This window comes from Rhizobium sp. AC27/96 (assembly GCF_001692325.1).
In the GTDB taxonomy this organism is placed as follows: Bacteria; Pseudomonadota; Alphaproteobacteria; order Rhizobiales; family Rhizobiaceae; genus Rhizobium.
The window spans coordinates 197,518-216,365 of record NZ_LXKN01000018.1 but is presented as its reverse complement, the minus strand read 5'-3'; the positions used below and the strand labels follow the sequence as shown (position 1 = coordinate 216,365).

At 57.4% G+C, this 18,848-nt stretch carries 16 protein-coding genes; 10 read left to right on the top strand and 6 right to left on the bottom strand.

Features of this window, described 5'->3' with window-relative positions:
• The first annotated feature begins 53 nt into the window (after nt 1-53).
• Nucleotides 54-1,097, top strand: a complete 1,044-nt coding sequence (locus A6U86_RS14695; protein ID WP_068392364.1) for an NAD(P)-dependent oxidoreductase — start codon at nt 54-56, stop codon at nt 1,095-1,097.
• Nucleotides 1,098-1,111: 14 nt separating this feature from the next.
• Here the strand turns inward: A6U86_RS14695 and A6U86_RS14690 are convergent, their stop codons facing one another.
• A complete protein-coding gene (locus A6U86_RS14690) occupies nt 1,112-1,843 on the bottom strand; it encodes a glycosyltransferase (protein ID WP_068392361.1) in 732 nt (243 codons plus the stop codon).
• A gap of 654 nt (nt 1,844-2,497) precedes the next feature.
• Between A6U86_RS14690 and A6U86_RS14685 the strand changes: the two genes are divergently transcribed.
• The 8 genes from A6U86_RS14685 to A6U86_RS14650 all read left to right on the top strand — a co-directional run bounded on the left by A6U86_RS14685 (nt 2,498) and on the right by A6U86_RS14650 (nt 11,448).
• Nucleotides 2,498-4,321 (top strand): thiamine pyrophosphate-binding protein, encoded by a 1,824-nt coding sequence (locus tag A6U86_RS14685; protein WP_244509939.1) that lies wholly within the window; start codon nt 2,498-2,500, stop codon nt 4,319-4,321.
• Entirely contained in the window at nt 4,318-4,758 is a 441-nt protein-coding gene (locus A6U86_RS14680; RefSeq protein ID WP_083196838.1) for a GtrA family protein, read from the top strand. Before A6U86_RS14685 ends, A6U86_RS14680 begins: the two co-directional genes overlap by 4 nt.
• A 186-nt stretch (nt 4,759-4,944) precedes the next feature.
• Nucleotides 4,945-5,688 carry a class I SAM-dependent methyltransferase gene (locus tag A6U86_RS14675; protein ID WP_244509938.1) on the top strand — a complete coding sequence of 248 codons (744 nt, stop codon included), beginning with the start codon at nt 4,945-4,947 and terminating at the stop codon, nt 5,686-5,688.
• Between the two features lie 20 nt (nt 5,689-5,708).
• Entirely contained in the window at nt 5,709-6,668 is a 960-nt protein-coding gene (locus A6U86_RS14670; protein WP_234906410.1) for a glycosyltransferase family 2 protein, read from the top strand.
• A 156-nt stretch (nt 6,669-6,824) separates the two neighbouring features.
• Complete coding sequence (locus A6U86_RS14665; protein WP_068392349.1) at nt 6,825-8,147, top strand: lipopolysaccharide biosynthesis protein; 1,323 nt, start codon at nt 6,825-6,827, stop codon at nt 8,145-8,147.
• Entirely contained in the window at nt 8,128-9,141 is a 1,014-nt protein-coding gene (locus A6U86_RS14660; protein WP_068392348.1) for a glycosyltransferase family 2 protein, read from the top strand. The genes A6U86_RS14665 and A6U86_RS14660 overlap by 20 nt, the downstream gene beginning before the upstream one ends.
• Before the next feature lie 310 nt (nt 9,142-9,451).
• Nucleotides 9,452-10,609, top strand: a complete 1,158-nt coding sequence (locus tag A6U86_RS14655) for a hypothetical protein (protein ID WP_141683708.1) — start codon at nt 9,452-9,454, stop codon at nt 10,607-10,609.
• On the top strand, nt 10,606-11,448 hold the full coding sequence (locus tag A6U86_RS14650) for a hypothetical protein (RefSeq protein WP_068392346.1): 843 nt from the start codon (nt 10,606-10,608) through the stop codon (nt 11,446-11,448). Before A6U86_RS14655 ends, A6U86_RS14650 begins: the two co-directional genes overlap by 4 nt.
• 225 nt (nt 11,449-11,673) lie before the next feature.
• Here the strand turns inward: A6U86_RS14650 and A6U86_RS14645 are convergent, their stop codons facing one another.
• A complete protein-coding gene (locus A6U86_RS14645) occupies nt 11,674-12,588 on the bottom strand; it encodes a DMT family transporter (protein ID WP_068392341.1) in 915 nt (304 codons plus the stop codon).
• A 201-nt stretch (nt 12,589-12,789) separates the two neighbouring features.
• Here A6U86_RS14645 and A6U86_RS14640 point away from each other — a divergent pair, with 201 nt between their 5' ends.
• Nucleotides 12,790-14,892, top strand: a complete 2,103-nt coding sequence (locus A6U86_RS14640; protein WP_083196837.1) for a bifunctional diguanylate cyclase/phosphodiesterase — start codon at nt 12,790-12,792, stop codon at nt 14,890-14,892.
• A 33-nt stretch (nt 14,893-14,925) separates the two neighbouring features.
• On the opposite strand, the gene A6U86_RS14635 is transcribed toward A6U86_RS14640, so the two are convergent.
• The 4 genes from A6U86_RS14635 to A6U86_RS14620 all read right to left on the bottom strand — a co-directional run bounded on the left by A6U86_RS14635 (nt 14,926) and on the right by A6U86_RS14620 (nt 18,806).
• Nucleotides 14,926-16,047, bottom strand: a complete 1,122-nt coding sequence (locus A6U86_RS14635) for a lactonase family protein (protein WP_068392339.1) — start codon at nt 16,045-16,047, stop codon at nt 14,926-14,928.
• A gap of 65 nt (nt 16,048-16,112) precedes the next feature.
• Nucleotides 16,113-17,015: a 5-dehydro-4-deoxyglucarate dehydratase gene (kdgD, locus tag A6U86_RS14630; protein ID WP_068392336.1), complete on the bottom strand. Its 903-nt coding sequence runs from the start codon at nt 17,013-17,015 to the stop codon at nt 16,113-16,115.
• Between the two features lie 38 nt (nt 17,016-17,053).
• On the bottom strand, nt 17,054-18,028 hold the full coding sequence (locus tag A6U86_RS14625; protein WP_068393944.1) for a mannonate dehydratase: 975 nt from the start codon (nt 18,026-18,028) through the stop codon (nt 17,054-17,056).
• A gap of 64 nt (nt 18,029-18,092) precedes the next feature.
• Nucleotides 18,093-18,806: a FadR/GntR family transcriptional regulator gene (locus A6U86_RS14620; RefSeq protein ID WP_068392333.1), complete on the bottom strand. Its 714-nt coding sequence runs from the start codon at nt 18,804-18,806 to the stop codon at nt 18,093-18,095.
• Between the last annotated feature and the right edge of the window lie 42 nt (nt 18,807-18,848).

The window sequence follows — 18,848 nt, the reverse complement described above, 5'->3', positions numbered from 1 at the left end:
CGGCACCTGCTTGCCCTTCTGTTCTCTTAGTTTTTGAAGCTGGATCGCCTCTGATGAATTGGAATCTCGAACGTGACCTCGAAGACGTCTTTGCGCAGACGACTGCGATCTGGCCTCAGCTTCGCGGCGCCCGGATTTTTCTGACCGGCGGTACCGGCTTTATAGGATGCTGGCTGCTCGAAAGCGCGCGTTATGCCAACGACAAGCTGGACCTCGATCTTCACATAACAATATTGACGCGGAGTGCTTCGGCCTTCGCTGCAAAGGCGCCTCACCTTGCCGGTTATCCGGCCTTTACCTTTGTGGAAGGTGACGTCGCGAATTTTGCCTCGCCAGAAGGCTCATTTACGCATGTGATCCACGCCGCAACGGATGCGAGCGCCGACCTCAACGAAAACGATCCCAGGAAAATGTTCGACACGGTGGTGTCGGGAACGCGCCGCGCGCTGGATCTGGCCGTTGAAAAAGCTGCTTCGCGCGTGCTGTTTCTGAGTTCAGGCGCGGTCTACGGATTGCAGCCCTGGGACGTGACGCATGTTCGCGAGGATTGGACCGGGGCGCCGGACTGCACCAATCCACGCAATGCCTATGCCGAGGGCAAGCGCGCGGCGGAAATGCTATGCGCCATCTATGGCAAGCAGTTCGGCCTCGAAATCGTCAATGCGCGCATATTCGCGTTGCTCGGGCCTTATATATCGCTCGGCATACATTTCGCTGCCGGCAATTTCATTCGCGATGCGATGGATGGCAGGCCGATCGTCGTAAAGGGCAACGGCATGCCTTGCCGCTCCTATCTCTATGCCAGCGACCTGACGGTCTGGCTGTGGCACATGCTTGTCAGAGGCGATGCGGGCAAGTCCTACAATACCGGCTCGGATGAAACGATTTCGATCCGCGATCTCGCCGAACGAGTGGCGACCGTGATCGGAAACGGTGAATTCACCATCCTGGGTGCTGAGGACAAGGGATGGAATCACGGTCGCTACGTTCCGGATACAGGCCTTGCCAAGGCGGAACTGGGCCTGGAAAGGACGGTATCGCTGGACGAGGCCATCCGCAGGACAGCATCATGGAATGGCTGGAAGCCGGCGCGATAACGGCCATTGTTCGCCTATCGCTTGCGCGGTGGGCGAAACGTATACCGGGATAGATAGCGCAGCAGGCTCTGAAGATGCCAACGACGGAAGCGCCAACTTTTGTGGCTTGCGCGCTGCGCATCATGAATGACCTTTTCCGACGGCGACAGAACCACCTTACGGCCGCTCTTCCACACGCGAGCACAGATATCGACATCTTCGTAGTAGAGGAAGAATGCCTCATCGAAACCGTCGAGGCTTTTATAGTCGGCGGATCGAAACAGCATGATCATGCCGGCAATCCAATCCGGCTCGATATCCGCCTGTCCGAACTCGACCGGATAGCGTCCATCCGCCCGTCCGGCAAGCTTTGCCATCAGCGAGAAAACCGTTGGGAAATGTCTGGCACTGTCTTCGGTTCGGCCGCCAGACGTGACGACGAGAGGCGCAACGACCGCTGCCTCATGCTTCTTCTCAAGCACGGACAGAAGCTGCGGGAAAGGGTCCTCAAAGAACAGGACATCGGGGTTCAGAACGCAGAAGAACTCTGTTTCACACTGCCGGAATGCCGCGTTGTGGTTCGCCCCGAAGCCGTGAGGTCCATCATTGCGTATGACGAGGATTTTCTCCGATACCGGCACGGCCAGCTGTTCGGGGATGTTCAAAGTGAGGATGATCTTCTGCACGCCTTGAAAGGACAGCGCCTGAGAAAGCAGGCGCTCCACCATCGCACCGTGCCCATGACTGACGATCGATATCGTTATCATTCTTCTCTTGCTTCCATTCCCTGAACCGGACCGAGCAGATGCGATAAGCGCCGTTGTACTCGAAAGCAATATCCAAGCCATAGCGGGCATCGACCTGCGTCGTCCACGATCAACACTGGACACGTGGAAACGGGCAACATCGCGCCACATTTGCATGGCAGCGTTCCACAGTTCGCGAGAGCGGGCGGCGACGGGGATGTGGGGAAGCTGGCAATCGGACCGTGGATGACGTTGAGACGTCGACACAGCCGGGGGCGCCCGACCTGCATCATCATCCCCTCACCTTATCGTAGAGACTAATGGAAAGCGACGATGCAAAGGGCGGTCAGTATATTTTCGACCATTCGTGTACTTGGTGGAGGCCGCGATTTAAACGATCCACCACACCGTGCATTCCCTCGAAAGACATCCAGCAGCTTCAACGCTCGTCAGGGCCAAACTCTTCATGTAGGCGGGGGATGCGCACCGCAGCTCCTTGCCGATTCCCAAGGGGATCGATGAGGCTGAAATTAATGGTGTCGCCCCGCATATCTCGGCCTGATTTGGCGCAAAAGTGCAGGGAAACCAGCCTTGCAAGCGCGGAACTGCACTTATATAAGTTCGGCGTGTTGGATGAAACAATGTGCCGCATGAGCCTATGGAACGGATTCAAGAATGACTAAAATGAAATTGTCGAATTGGGTTGCTGAGTTTTTGGTGGCCCATGGGGTCAGGCACGCTTTCATGGTCACCGGCGGCGGTGCGATGCACCTCAACCATTCCATTGGCACGCACAAGGACATCGAGTGCGTTTTCAACCATCACGAACAAGCATGCACGATGGCGGCAGAGGCATATTACCGCCTGACGAATCGACTGCCGGTCGTGAACGTGACATCCGGCCCTGGCGGCACGAATGCGATCACCGGCGTTTATGGCGCCTATGTCGATTCGATCGGAATGCTGGTGATTTCCGGCCAGGTGAAGATCGAGACCACGGTCCGTTACACCGGCCTTCCCCTGCGCCAGTATGGCGACCAGGAACTCGACATCGAGGAACTTGTCCGTCCGATCACCAAATACGTTCACATGGTAACGGACCCGAAAACCATCCGCTATCATCTGGAAAAGGCTCTCTATATCGCGACGTCGGGACGGCCCGGCCCTTGCTGGCTTGATATTCCGCTGGATGTCCAGGCCGCCCAGATCGAGGTCGACGACCTCCAGGGCTTCGATCCGAGCGAACTGGACGAGCCGTGGAAGAAAACAGACCTGAACAAGGCTGCCGCCGAGGTGCTGGAAAAGCTGGCGACAGCGAAGCGTCCCGTCATTTTCGCCGGCGGCGGCGTGCGTCTCAGCGGACAGCATGAAGCTTTCATTCGCCTTGTGGAAAAGCTCGGCATCCCGGTCGTCACCGGCTGGAATGCACATGATGTCATCTGGAACGAGCATCCGCTCTATAGCGGGCGCCCGGGTACGATCGGCGATCGCGCCGGAAATTTCACTGTGCAGAATTCCGATCTGCTCATCGTGCTGGGTAGCCGCCTGAACATTCGACAGGTCAGCTACAACTGGAAGACCTTTGCGCGCGAAGCCTACAAGATCTGGGTCGAGATCGACGAAAACGAATTGAAGAAGCCGACCGTCATACCGAACATGCCGATCCTGGCGAGCCTTACCGACTTCATCCCCGTTATGACGAAGGTGGCTGAGGAGAAGTATAGCGGCCCGACAGCAGGCCAAAAGGAATGGCTTGACTGGTGCAAGGAGCGGCAGAAGCGCTTCCCGGTTGTTAAGCCGGAATATTGGACCAACCAGCTCGTCAATCCCTATTGCTTCATGGAAAAGCTTTTCGAGCAGCTGGAAGAAGAAGAGATCGTCGTCACGGGCAATGGCAGCGCCTGCGTCACCAGCTTCCAGGCAGCCTATCTCAAGCCGGGACAGCGGCTCTGGACGAACTCTGGCTGCGCGACGATGGGATATGATCTGCCGGCCGCGATCGGCGTCAACAAGGCATCCGGCGGAAAGCGTGTCATCTGCCTCGCCGGCGATGGCTCCATCATGATGAATTTGCAGGAGTTGCAGACGATTGCCGGCAGCGATCTGCCGGTCAAGATATTCCTTCTGAACAACAACGGCTACGTCTCGATCTTCCAGACGCACCGCAATTTCTTCGGCGGCGTCGAAGTTGGCGGCGGCCCGAAGAGCGGCGTCAGCTTCCCGAATTTCGAACCGGTCGTCAAAGCCTTCGGTTTTCCGTTCATCCGCGCGTCGCGTCATGACGAACTTGAAGAGGCAATCAGAAAGACCCTCGAGATCGACGGCCCGGCTGTTTGTGAAATCATGATCGACGAGCATCAGGCATTCGCACCGAAACTTGGGGCGAAGCAGCATCCGGATGGACGTATCACCTCGCCTGCCCTCGAGGATCTCTCCCCGTTCCTGAGCCGCGAAGAGCTCAAGGAAAACATGATCATCGAACTGCTGGAGGATCAGTGAGCGTGGCGCTGGCGAGCTCGGCTACGGATATTCTAAAGCTTGCGCGTCAGCATGAGACGAAGATCCGCTTTATTGCAGCCGGCGGCCTGAATACATTATTCGGGCTGGCGGCTTTCCCTGTGCTGATGTGGACGCTTGCGTCCATGTCGATGCATTACCTGATCATATTGACGATCGCCCAGATCCTGAGCATCTCCTTTTCGTTCATCACCAACAAGTTCCTGGTGTTCCGGACAAGCGGCAACTATCTCGCCGAGTTCGGAAAATTCATCACTTTTCACGCAGCCTATTTCATCGCCAATCTTGTAGCGCTTCCGATCATGGTCGAGCTGCTTGGCGTGCCGCCGATTTGGGGCCAATTCGGCTTCGCGGCTGCCGTGATTGTTTCCAGCTATTTCTGGCACAGCCGGATTACGTTTCAACGCAGGGGTTCTTGAACATTGAGCAAGCAATTTCTTTCACGCGGATGTCCGGCTTGCGGAGCTTCGGCAGCACTGGCAGTAAAAGATGTAGCATCTGAGCCAACGGCCGAGGCAACTGCCTATTCGGAGCTCATTCCGGTTTGGAACGGCTTCTTCAAGGATAAGGTATTCTTCTCCTATCAGCGGTGCGGACAATGCGGCTTGCTCTATGCGCCCCTGTTCTTCACGCCCGAGCAGTTGGAAGAGCTTTATGCCCAGATGCCACCCAACATGGACCTGGTGCCGATAGAGGCTTTGCGGAAGACGCAGCGCGGATATTTTCAGTCCCTCAAGGAGCTTTCCTCTCTTCAGGGCGACTATATCGAGATTGGCCCGGATATCGGTCTCTTCACGGAGAACTGTGTTCGCGAGGGTCAATTCGGCAAATATTGGCTGTTCGAACCCAATCGGGATATCATTCCGGCGCTGACCGAGACGATGCAGGGCAAGCAGCATGAAATTATCCATGACATGTTTGGCTTTTCGCAAGTGCCGGACAAGGCAGCCGGCGCGGCTGTCATGGTGCACGTGCTCGACCATCTGCTGGATCCGGTCGCCACACTGCGCGAGCTGCGTGAAAAGCTGATGCCGGGCGCGCGGCTAGCGATTGTCACCCACGACGAGTCATCGCTGTTGCGACGTGTCTTTGGCAAGCGCTGGCCGGCATTTTGCCTGCAGCACCCAGAGATATACAATCCCCGCTCGATGAAGCGCCTGCTGGACACGGCTGGATACGACGTTGTGCAGCTGCGCAAAACGGTCAACCATTTTCCGGTCCAGTTCCTCCTGCGTCACCTCCTGTGGGCGCTGGGGCTGAAAATCAAGTCGGTGCCTTCTTTCGGCGGTATTACCGTAGGATTGAAGCTTGGCAATATGATCACCATCGCCACCCCGAAGGCAAACTAGTCATGCAGGAAACCAACACCTTGGAGAATACTCGCGCACCCGCCGACGGTGGCAGACGCCTGATCAGCATCGTGACCCCCTGCTACAACGAGCAGGACAATGTCGACGAGCTGTACGTGCGGATCAAGGCGGCGATCGCTTCGCTTGATTACGACTTCGAGATCATCTTCATCGACAATCATTCGGCCGACCGGACGGTAGAGAAGCTGAAGCTGCTGGCGAAAGCGGATCCGATCGTCAAGATTATCGTCAATACCAGAAACTTCGGGCACATTCGCTCGCCCTATTACGGCATCATACAATCGACCGGCGTGGCGACGATTTATCTGGCCTCCGATCTGCAGGATCCACCGGAATTGATTCCGGAATTCATCAAGCACTGGGAAGAAGGCAAGAAGCTGGTCCTGGCGGTGAAGCCGGTCAGCCAGGGCTCTCCCATAGTCCACGCCATGCGGAAAGCCTATTATCGCATATTGGACCGTATATCCGAGATCACGGTATTGAACGACTCCACCGGCTTCGGTCTCTACGATCGGGAAGTTCTAGACCAGGTTCGGGCGGTCAACGACCCCTACCCCTATCTGCGAGGCCTGATTTCGGAACTTGGCTACGAGGTCAAGGCGATCCCGTTCAACCAGCCGCGCCGTTTGCGGGGCATATCCAAGAATAACCTGTATACCCTCTATGATATCGCGATGCTGGGTATCGTCAGCCATTCGAAACTGCCTATTCGGATCGCTGCCTTTATCGGCTTCCTCATGGGTATCGTCAGCATAATTGCGGCCGTTGCCTTTACGGTCCTCAAGCTCGTCTTTTGGTATTCCTATCCGATGGGTGTTGCTCCGATCGCAATCGGCATCTTCTTTCTGTTCGGGATGCAATTCCTGTTTGTCGGCATACTCGGCGAGTACATCGGGTCGATCCATACCTATGTGCAGCGAAGGCCGATTGTCGTCGAAAAGGAACGGATCAACTTTTGAGCCGACGCCTCGCGCAGCGATCCCCATTTTGAAATATTCCTTCGGATCATTAGGCTAATCCACGACAGCACTCGTTATGACCGCGGCATTGTTGGCAAAACCTCGCCGCGGTTATACGGATGGATTAAAGATGGGCCTTAACTCAGAAACGATCGCGTGCGCGCAACTCTCCAGAAAACGTCTCCGCTTTTTCTCATCGTGGCCCAGCGCCTCTGGCAGGGTGGCGCCGGCGTACTGACGATCATAATCGTCACGCACGTCATGAGCGCCGAAGCGCAGGGATGGTATTACAGTTTCCTGAGCTTTGCCGCGCTGTACACGCTTTTTGATCTGGGCCTGTCTCTGGTTCTGGTCCAGACTGCCGCACATATATCGGTCGACACGAAGTGGGGAGATGGTGGCAAACTGGAGGGCAGCGGCGCCGAAAGATTGCGGTCCTTATTCGCGTTTTCCAGTCGCCTTTACCTTCGCCTGGCCGTCGGATTTCTCGTTTTGGTCGGCCCGGCCGGGTGGTTTTTCTTCAACGCCGCTACCGCGCAGCCAATCGCTTGGCAGCACGCCTGGATAGGTCTTGCGGCCGTTACCGCCTTTTCACTGCTTCCTTTGCCTATGCTCGCCATCGTCGAAGGCAGTGGCGAGGTCGCAACCGTAGCGACCGTCAGGCTAACGCAGGCGATCATCGGATCCACGGCAACATGGATCGTCCTGCTCTGCAACGGCGGCCTTTGGGCAACGGTGATGACGCCGCTCGCGGCCTTTTTTACGACGACTTGCTGGATCTGGCTCCACCGGCGCGGCATTTTCAACGCGATCAAGATGGACCATCGGTTGGTCAACTGGCGCACGGAGATATGGCCGCTGCAATGGCGCCTGGGAATAAGCTGGTTCAGCGGCTATCTGTTGACGCAGATTCAGGTTCTCGTGCTCTTTTCCGCAAAAGATGCGACAGCGGCGGGTCAGATGGGGCTTTCATTGACGATCGGCAATATGATCGGCCTGATCGCCCAGGCTTTCATAGCCCGGCATGTTCCCGCCATGGCAAAGGCAGCGGCGCGGCGCGACTGGAAGCTCATGGACAAGCTTTTCCATCGAGATCTCGCTTTGTCGTGTGGATTCTTTATCCTTGCCGCCAGTGGTGCGATCCTGCTGGTAGGCATTCTCGCGGGAACCAGCTATGTCAATCGCGTATTGCCATTGATACCCTTCAGCGCACTGGTTTTGGCTCTCTTTTTGGCCCATGTCCAAGGTGCGCTTGCAACCCAGCTTCGTTCCTACCGCAGGGAGCCGTTGGTATGGATCACCGTTGCCGGCGCGACGGCGACCCTGCTTCTCGGGATGCTCGCCGCGCATATTTGGGGTGTAACAGGCGTCGTCATGGCTATGCTCGGCGTTCAACTATTGTTTGTTCTTCCCAGCTCGGCGCTGGCGTTCAAACACCGCAATCGCATATGGAGAAGAGATGACGTCGCCTATTCTTAGCATTGTCATCCCCACATTTAACCGTGCGTCCTATCTGAAGCAGACCCTCGAAAACCTTCGCAGGGAATTGCCAACCGTGGCCGCAGGCACTGTGGAAATAATTGTATCCGACAATGCGAGCCCCGACGACACGCCCACGGTTGTGAGTGCTGCGGTGGCAGATGGTCTTTCGATCCGCTCGATCAGAAATGCAGAGAATATCGGCTCCGACGCCAACATTGCGCAAGTCTTCAACATGGCGAAAGCGCCTTATGTCCTGATCCTTGGAGACGACGACGTGCTCGTTGCCGGCACGCTTTCGTTCCTCATTTCGACATTGCAAAAGGAGACCTATGGCGTCGTCTGCCTGAAGTCATATGGATATGATTCGGATTTGCTCGCCGAACATCCGGGAGGTCACGGCAAGAGTTTGGTGTTTGAGGACAGCGGCGATTTCATCGCTGCCATTGGTGCCTACATTACCCTGATCTCCGCCTGTGTGATCAACAAGGGTCTTCTCGGCGACATCGACGCGCGCCAATTCTGCGGCGGAAACCTGGTTCAGGTCCATCTGGTCTTGAAGGCCGCATTGAGCGCCAGACAAAATCTGTTTTACACGGGATATGCCGTCGCCTGTAAGCGCAACAATTCCGGCGGATATGATTTTTCCAAGGTATTCGTCGAGGAGTTGGGGCGAATTCTCGACAGCTACGTCGCGGACGGATTGCCTCGTTCGGGCATTCGCAAGTTCGAGCGACGAATGATGTTCGGCTATTATCCGTATTATCTGCTGCGCCAGCGCCAGAACCAAACGGCTGGATTGAATGACACGTACGGCAGGTTTTCCACCCGATTTGGCAACCGGCCGCTCTTCTGGATCTGGCTTGCCCCGATCCTTAAATTGCCGCGGCCCCTTTCGCTTCTCTGGGGCTCCCTGACTGTCGCAGTCGGCCGATCCCTTAGCGGAGACTTTCGTCGCGGGCTGACGTTTCTTCAGAAGCAATTCTTGCGCTAGGCGAATTCTTGCTCACTAGGCCAAGCCAGCGCTTTCTGATCCCGCAGACCACGTCGATGAATGAGCCGACATTTTTTGCCGGACAATTACTATTCACCCTTGCTTGCCCCTCCAAACGGATTCGTGGTAGGGCGTGACGTCCGTTATGGGAGACATGAGGAACGCCTTGCAGAGACTTCCACTCCGCGTAACATGGGTTTTGGTTCTAGCGCTTGTCGTGCAGTTTTGTGCAGTCGGCTATTACGCCACCTACCTGCGTTATTACGGATATCTCCCATCGCCCTTCGTTTACGATAAATCCGATACGTTCATGGATTTATACAATACGCTGTGGTGGGCAGGAGATGACGGCCGATACAGCGTCTGGGGTTCGGTCTACCCGCCTCTTAATTTCCTGATATTGAAAATCATTCGGATTCTGTCCTATCCGAACTTGCAAATTGCTTTGCCGATTGAATTGCGCCAATTGCAATTGGGGCCTGCGATCTTCCTCTGTGCCCTCCATCTGTTAGCGCCGTTTGTCGTGGTGAGTTTCCCAAGCTGGAAGATCGGCACGCCGGTATTTCGGATTGCCGTTGCAGTTGTTGTCGCGATCTCGCCCCCTCTCCTGTTTTCCATGGAGAGAGGAAACCTGATCATCATCTGTCTGTTCCTGCTGCCGTTCGTATTTGACGAGAAGAGCAATGTCCGGACGGTGGCGATCGCTCTGCTGATCAATATCAAGCCCTATTTCGCCGTTCTGCTTTTCGGCTTTCTTATCGCCGGCGATATCAAACGCTTCTTGCAGGCGACGGCGTTTGCAGGAGCAATTTTCATCTTCACCGGACTGGCGCTGGACGCGAACTTTCCGTTGTTTCTGACCAACCTCGTCGGATTCGCCCAGAACGACACCGTTCTGTCGGGACGCGAGGTCTTGGCACTTCCATCCAGCATTTCCGCGTTTTCGCATACGCTGGACACCATCGTACGCACATCTACAAATCCCGGCATATACGTTAGTGGCATAACGCAACTATCAACACTGATCGAGTTGGGGAAAGCGGCTCTGCTGCTCACCACACTGACGTTGGTAATCTGTACCAGGCGGTATCTTAGCGTACCGGAAATCATGGTTGTGTTGCTTGCCATCGTCGTCAATGCCGGGGTTTGGGTGGGCGGTTACAGCCAGATTTTCTATTTTGCATGCATTCCCGTCTTCTTCGGCATGCGCCTGCGCGCGCTCCATATTGCGCTCGTGGCAATGATGTTCATGCCGCTCGATCTCATCACGCTGGCCAATGACCAATTGAACCCTTCATGGGCTTATCTTTCCAATAGTATTGTTGACGTCGTATGGCAGATCGGTCTCGGATCCCTGATCCGCCCGATACTCAACGGCCTCCTCCTTTTCACACTCGCCATGGAATGCGTCACCCGCATTTCACAGGCCTCTCCCCGTTCGACCCATATGAGGATCAAGTATTCATGACCCGCACCGTTCCCTTTTATCGAGCCCTGATTCCGAGCTGGAGAGGCGTTATTCTGGGTGCAGTCATCGGTGCGGCTATTGGAGGCCTGCTCTACAAAACGGTCCTCAGCACCACATTTGCGATCACCGTCATTCAGGCGGGGCGAATTGGAGCAACCGAAAGCAGTCAGGTACGCGTCACCCCTCAGCTCGTCATCGACCGACGCGGTGCGCCCGATGTGCTGATCGACAGGATGCAGACCCCCGAATTTGCCAAGCGCGTCGCGGATGCCATTGGCGATCAGAGCGTCGCCACATCTCTTCCCGCCCGCCAATATGGCGGCAACGGAGCTTTGAAAGTACGACCGATCAGCGACAGCACGCTCGTTGAAATTCGTGTCACTCTTAGAGATTCGGCAAAAGCACTCGAAGTAGCCGGTGCTGCCGCCAAACTCGCGTTGGTAGACGACACCGCAATGCTTTCGCAGCTTCGAAAGAGCTACGATGATCGCCTGGATGCACTGCATCGCCAGTTGGCGGATGCCGAGACGATCTCGCAAACTTTTGAAAAGACGCTACAAAAGATAACATTGGATGGCGGCGTTCCGGATAATGCGCTTGCAGCGGCGGTGACTGATAGCCAAACAAAGGTGTCAAGCCTCTCCCAAGATATCTGGTCTATCCAGACAGCTTTGGCGCCCCCCTCGTCGCAAGAGAGCGCCATATTCGCCGCACCGTCTCTGGCGCGGCCACTCCTCAATAGTATCTGGCTTGCATTGATCGCCGGCGCCTTGGGCGGGGCTTCCATCGCCTATGCTATCGGCCTGTCATTGAATTATGCCAAGCAAGAGGACGCCTGAAATTTTGCTCGGCTAAAATCAGCCGGTAGTGGGCAGGTTTCCGCGATCTAGGCCGCGATTTTCGACGTAACCCGTGAAATGTGAGCGCAGGCAATCTCTGCACCACATTGCGGTTTATCAGTACGGAGCCGGAAATATCCTGGCAAAGAAGCGTTCCGGGAAGCGTTTGGGCAGGATCGAGACCGACGAAAAACCATCTTCATGGATCTCGGCCAGAGCCATGCCTCAATGCCCATCCCGCGGCACGGCATCCTTGGGTATGGTGTCGGTAAGATTTTTCCGATGGAAGATGAAGAGGCCGGCGAGCACGATGACGATCGACCCGACGATGATCTGAGCGTCTGGAATATCGCCGAAGAAAAGAAAGCCCAGCGCGATCGCCCAGATCAGCAGGCTGTATTGCAGCGGAGCGAGTAGCGATGCGGGCGCGAGCTTCAGCGATCGGGTGATCATCATGTGCGCGCTGCCCGCAACGACGCCAAGCGCAAGCATGGCGGCGTAGTCGAGCGTCGATGCGGAGCGCCAGTTGCCGATACTGAGCACGATGCCCGTAGCGAGAGCGGCAACCGTCTGCCATGCGACGAGTGTCGCGTCGCTGGTTTGACGGAGCCGCCGGCTCAGGACCAAAGTCAACGCGAAGGCGAGACTGCCGCCAAGGCCGAAAATCGATGGCCAGGAGAGCATTGCCGCTGATGGCCGCAAAGCGATCAACACGCCGGCAAAGCCGACCAGAACCGCCAGCCAGCGCCGCCAGCCGATCCGTTCGCCGAGGAAGAAATGCGAAATCGCGGCGACGTAGATGGGCCCCGCCATGTAGAAGGTCATGACATCGGCAAGCGGGAGATAGGCGACTGCGGCATAGAAAAGAGCCACATCGGCGGTCGTCATGACGACCCGCAGAATCTGCAATGGCGGCCGCTCCAGCCGAAACAGGGCATCGCTTCCCTGCCTTGCGATCATCGGCGCGAGGATGATGAAGGAACCGAACGAGCGTATCACCAGGATTTGGCCGACGGAAAAACTCGCAACCAGCCACTTGCCCATGGCATCGTTCAGCGAAAACATGAAGTCGCCGAAAAGCATCAGAAGCACGCCGGCAAGCACGAGATTGCCGCTCGTGCCGGCTTTGCGAACGTTCATGATATTTCCTCTTGCGATTCCGGGCTTCTCTCTTGCCCGGCTTTAACCGGTTTTACCCCCGGCACGCAAGGCGCGCTTCAACTATCACGGTACGCCTCAGTCGTTGTAAACCTTTGCCTATAAGCGTTAAAATGGTTCTGAGCTTTCATGCTTGCATAACTGCTTGCCGATATTGTCTGTCTGCCAAGTGAGAGAACATTGATGACGCAGCAGCCGGATAAACCCTCGAAACCAACAGGCGTGGATCCGAACGATGACAACCGGCATATCCGGGAGTTGTTCGAATTGCTCCAGGCTCAGTATCTGGCGTTGAGCGAGCGATATGAGTGGCTCGAAGCAATGATCAATTACGTGCCGGATTTCATCTATGCCAAGGATAGAGAGGGCCGGTTTCTCTTCGCCAACCGGGCGATCGTTGCCAATAACGGCTTCCTGGATGTCGAGGAGCTGATTGGGCTCACGGACGCCGAAATTCACCCCATGGCCGATGCTGAAAAGATCGACGTGGTCGAGCAACGCGTGATGGACACGGGCAAACCCGATCTCGGCGTCGAAGAACGGCGCATGAAGGGTGAAGGGTGGCTGATGATGTCCCGCGTGCCGCTGCGGGATCGAAACGGCAATATTATCGGCGTCGTGGGCGCATCCCGAGACATCACCGCCCGCAAGCGCGCAGAGGAGTTGATGAGCGCGCAGACCAAACTCCTGCAGGATGTTGCCAGAGGAGTCGACCTTTCCTCCTTTCTCAAGGACGCCCAGATGCTCCTTGAGCGGCTGCTGGACGGGAGGCACGTCAGCTTTGCCGTCGACGGCGGCCAAACGGAAACTGTCGCTGAAGGCGCCATGGAATTCCCGATCTTTTCGCGGGATGGCGGCAGGCATGGGACCCTGGTGGCCGAAACAGCCAATGGTGACGAAACAGGCCTCCTGGAATTTCTCGCCGGCGTGGCCCAGACCGTGGGAATCGCCATCGATCGGCATCACGATATCGCGCATATCGCCTATCTTGCCGAACATGATGCGCTGACCGGCCTGCCAAACCGCACCCGGCTCGACCGCAAGCTGGTCGAACTTCTCCAAAAAGCCTCGCGAGACCAAAAGCATGTCGCGGTCGCCTTTGTCGATCTGGATAATTTCAAGCTCGTCAACGACAATCTCGGACATGCAGCCGGCGATGAGCTGCTGAAGGTGGTCGCGCAGCGAATATCGGCACGGGTCGGAAATAGCGGTATCGTATCGAGGATCGGTGGCGATGAATTCATCATTGTCCTGACAGAGAATCTCGATCCCGTTCATCAGAGGTTGCGCGCTATCCTCGAAGGCATCTCCGAGCCGCTGACAATCGATGGCGTGGAAATTCGCGTCACCTGCAGCATGGGCGTGGCGTGCTCCATCGAGCATGGCGACACGGCGTCCGAACTCTTCGCCAATGCCGATATGGCGCTCTATCGTGCGAAGGAATCCGGCCGCAACGGTATTCAGATGTTCAACGCCGCCATGGGGGAAGAGGCTCGCAACAAGCTGACCCGCATCGACGAACTGCGGCGCGCAGTGGAGCGGGACGAGTTCGTGCTCCACTATCAACCGCAGAAAGACATCCGCACCGGAAATGTGATCGGTGTCGAGGCGCTGGTGCGATGGCAGCACCCGGTCGAAGGCTTGCTGCTGCCGGGTGCTTTCATACCGCTCGCCGAGGAAACCGGGCTCATCGTTGCGATCGGCGATATCGTGCTGCGGAAAGCGTGTCAGCAAGCCCAGGTCTGGCAGGACCGAGGCCTTGCGGCACTGCGGGTGGCTGTGAACGTATCCGCGCGCCAGTTTCTGGAGAAGTCCCTGACACATCAAGTTGCCTCAGCACTGCAATCTGCCGGCCTCGATCCGCAATGGCTCGAACTCGAGCTGACGGAAAGCCTGATCATGCATGACGTGGAAGGCGCCATAGAGCGCATGCACGAGTTGAAGCAACTCGGCGTCAGCCTCGCGATCGATGATTTCGGCACGGGATATTCGAGCCTGAGTACCCTTCGACGCTTCCCTCTCTCCCGCCTGAAGATCGACAGATCCTTCATTGCCGATATTCCGAGCAAGACCGGTGACATGGCGATCACCTCCGCCATCGTGTCGCTTGGCAGAACGCTTGAGCTGGAAGTCGTTGCTGAGGGCGTGGAAACTGAGGAGCAGGCGCATTTCCTGGCCGGCGCCGGATGCGAAATGTTCCAGGGTTACCTGTTTGCCAGACCCCTGCCCGCTTCCGAGGTCGAGGAGTTGATCGCCGGGATGGCTGCGCTCACAGAGCGCGGCTGAATTGCTGCGGTCGGGCAAGATCGCCTTGCCGGATCACTGGAACGTCACGATTTCGATCCAGTTCGCACCGGCACTGACCGGATATCGTCCGGCGGGAGTCAAAACACCATCGGTCTGGTCAATGGCGTAGACGGATAGTCTGTCGGATTTTTCGCCCGATGCCACCAGGAACCGGCCTGACGGATCGATACAGATACCGCGAGGTTGCTGCTCCGTCGGGTAACTGGTGACATAGGCCAGCCTGCCGTCGGGCTCCCCCACGCGAAGGAGTGCGATCGTGCTGGTCGTCCGCTCGGTCGTGTAGAGGAACTTGCCATTTGGCGTGATGCCGATATCCGCCGCCCATACTTTCGGCTTGCCGTCATCCACAGGGGCCGTGATGGATGCCATAGAGTTGGATGACGCTGGTGCCGGCGGTGCAATGCCGGGAGATAGTCCGGCATCGGCCGGAACGGAGGCGATGCTTTCAACCTCGCACAATGTTCCCGTGTCGGCATCCAGCGCGTAGTGAATGACATGGCCGGTCAGCTCGGTCAGGACATAGATCGACTTATTGTCCGGAGACACGGCGATGTGACGCGGACCAAAGCCGGCCCCGGTGGCGACCTGCGGCGGGTCGTTCGCGGTCAGCAAGCCGGTTTCGGCATTGAGGATGAACTGCAGCACGGCATCGGAACCGAGATTGGTCGCAAAGACGTATTTGCCGTTCCGGTCGCTGACAATCGAATGAGCGTTGCGGCCTGTCGGGATCACCTGCCCTGCACCTTCCTTGACCAGCCCATCACTAGCGATCGGCAGCGCGGCAATCTTGTTGCCGCCATAGGACGCGGCAAGCAGTAGTCGACCCGACGGATCGGTCGAGATATACGCCATGTTGTCAGGCAGAAGCGCAACGGCCATCTGCTCCAGTTTACCGGTTGCGCGGTCGAGCGCCAGCGTCAACACCCGATAGGGCTCCGAACGGAGAACGGCATAAAGATGCCGCTTGTCCGGGCTGACGGTCATCGGCATGACCATCTTGCCCGCATCGAACATGGAAACCGGCTTCAGCGCGCCGATCGCCTCATCCATCTCATAGATGTCGATCGTCCCGGCGGTCGCCGCCGAGACATAGACGAAGGTCCGGGCCGGTGCTGCGGCCGAAGCTTCAATCATGGGTCACCTCACCAGAATATCGGCTGCCGACTCCATCGGCAGCCATGGGGCTCTTCTAGCAAATATCACGCGGCGACGGCGATGATCTTTTCCAGCGCGGCCAACTCGTCCGCCGTCAGATCGGTCAAGGGCGGCCTCACCGGGCCCGGATCCTTCCCGAGAACATGGAGCCCTGCCTTGATGATCGATACGGCATAGCCCTTCTTCCGATTGCGCAAGGTCACGAGCGGGAAGAAGAAGCGCTTGAGGATATCGTCTACCACTGCCTGATCGCCACCGCGCAGAGCCGCATAGAAGCGCTGCGCCAGCGCCGGCACGAAGTTGAAGACCGCCGAAGAATAGGTCGTCACGCCGGCACCGAAATAGGCCTGGGCATAGACTTCATGGGTCGGCATGCCGCCGACATAGACCAGGCGATCCCTAAGGGTCGTCGTGATCTCGATGACCTTGTCGACATCGCCGACACCATCCTTGAAACCGATGAGGTTCGGGCATTCATCGGCAAGCCGCTTCAGGCTCTCGGCTGTCAGTACGGCATTATCTCTGTTGTAGACGATGACGCCGATGCCGACAGCCTGGCAAACCGCCTTCACATGCGCGATAAGACCGGCCTGCTCCGCAAACATCAGATAGGGCGGCAAAAGCAGCAGCCCGTCGGCGCCCGCTTTCTCGGCCGACTTGGCGATTTCGACGGCAAGCGAGGTGCCGTAACCGGTTCCCGAAATGATCGGCGTATTGCCGGCAGAAGCCTTGGCGGCGCGCACCACCTGCGGGACCTCGGCAGGATTGAGGGAGAAGAATTCGCCAGTGCCGCCGGCGGCAAAAAGCGCTGCCGCATCATAGCCCGCCAGCCACTCGACATGGCTACGATATTTGGCCTCGTCGAATGTCAGGTCCTGCTTAAAATGCGTGACGGGAAAAGACAGCAAACCGCTGCCAACCGCCTGCTTCAATTCATTCGGGTTCATGGCGAAATCCTTCTGTAGATCAATAGGGTGAGAATGTCTCAGACCTGTTCGAGCGATTGAACGAGGGCGGCGATATAGCCGTAGCAAAAGGCGAAGGCGACGCCCGTGGGGTCGCGGCCGCTGATCGTTGGAACGTGATCGGGCATCAGCATGTAGCGATAGCCGACTTCCTTGTAGATCCAGGCGGAGCGGACCATGTCCATGTCACCCTCCTCCGGGAAAGTCTCCATGAAGGACAGCTTACCGCCCCGGATGTTGCGGAAGTGGACGTTGAAGATCTTGTCGCGCGTGCCGAACCAGCGGATGACGTCGTCGATCTCCTCACGCGGATTGTCGAGCATCTCGCCAATCGAGCCCTGGCAGAAGTTCAGCCCGTGATAGGGGCTTTCGCGCATGAGCACGAACTTCTTCAGCCCCTCCACCGTGCCGAGAACACGCGTAACACCACGATAGCCCGGCGGCGTATAGGGATCGTGCGGATGGCAGGCGAGACGGACGCGATTGCTTTCCGCTACGGGAACGACGCGCTCCAGAAAATAGTCGATCCGCTCCCAGTTCTCGTCTTCCGACAGCACACCCGCAAGGCCGGGGGATGCCTGATGGTCGGCCTTCTCCCAACGGAAGCTCGCATTCATCGAGCCCCCTCGTCCCGGCTCGTCCGGCGTGCGCGGAATGCCGATGAGGTTGAGATTATACTTTACGGAGGGAATGCCGGCGCTAGCGGCATCCTCGATCAGCTTGCAGACGGCGTCGATCTGCCGGTCGCGATCTGGTCCGGCAAGCAGGATATCGGGATAGGAAGCCTTCTCGATCGGCTGCGATGGCAGCGGAAGCTGGATCATATCCAGGATTAGATCGAAACTTTCAATCTTGTCGCGATGGCGCTTGAGGTCGGGCAAGGTCCAGCTGTCAGGCTTCCCCGGCGGATCAGCGCAGATGCGCTTCAGCCCCAGCTGCCTGAAAACCCGATAGTCGTCATCGTCCCGTGCTTCGACCTGCGTTCCTACATACACCTGCCGCATCTCCCCTGAGATTCATATCATATGACATAATATGACTTGTGTTGCGAGTCGAGCCTTATTGCTGCTGCTCCGCAAGGAAACGATAGCGCCTCTGGCTTGCCATCATATGAGCCCGCATCGCCTGGCGCGCGCGCTCCGGGTCCTGATCCGCGATCCCGGCCAGGATCTCCGCGTGCTCCGCATGAACCTTCTCCAGATAGGTCCGATCATTGGCTTCGGGCAGGGTTGGGAACTGGCCGCGCGGGATGGTGCGCGCCCCGAAATGCCGGAGAACATCGACGTAGAAACGGTTGTTGGTAGCGATGGCGACAGCCAGGTGGAATTCGTAATCCGCTTCCACGGTCGGAAGCCCCTGCTCTATCAGCGTCGCCATTTTGCGATTGGCCGCCGCGATCGCGGCTTCCTGCCCGGCCGTCCTGCGATAGGCCGCAATCGCCGCCGCCTCACCTTCGGCCGCCATGCGAAATTCCAGCAATTCCAAGGTTTCCGGAATGCTTCGGATCTCAACCGGGGTCAACATCAATCCTGGACGGGCCGTCGCCTCGGCAACGAACACGCCCTTGCCCTGCATCGGCTTGACGAGCCCGGCGGCGCGGAGATCAGCGATCGCCTCGCGCACGACCGTGCGGCTGACCCCGTAAGTCGCCTCCAATTGCGGCTCAGTCGGAAGCTGATCGCCTATCCGAAGATGGCCCGCTTCAATCTGCGCACGCAACTTGTCAATGACTTGTTGCGCCAATCTCTGCCGGCCGCCGCTGACTGATGTCATTCCCTACCTCTCAATCGCTTGCCTAAAGGCGACCATTCCGCC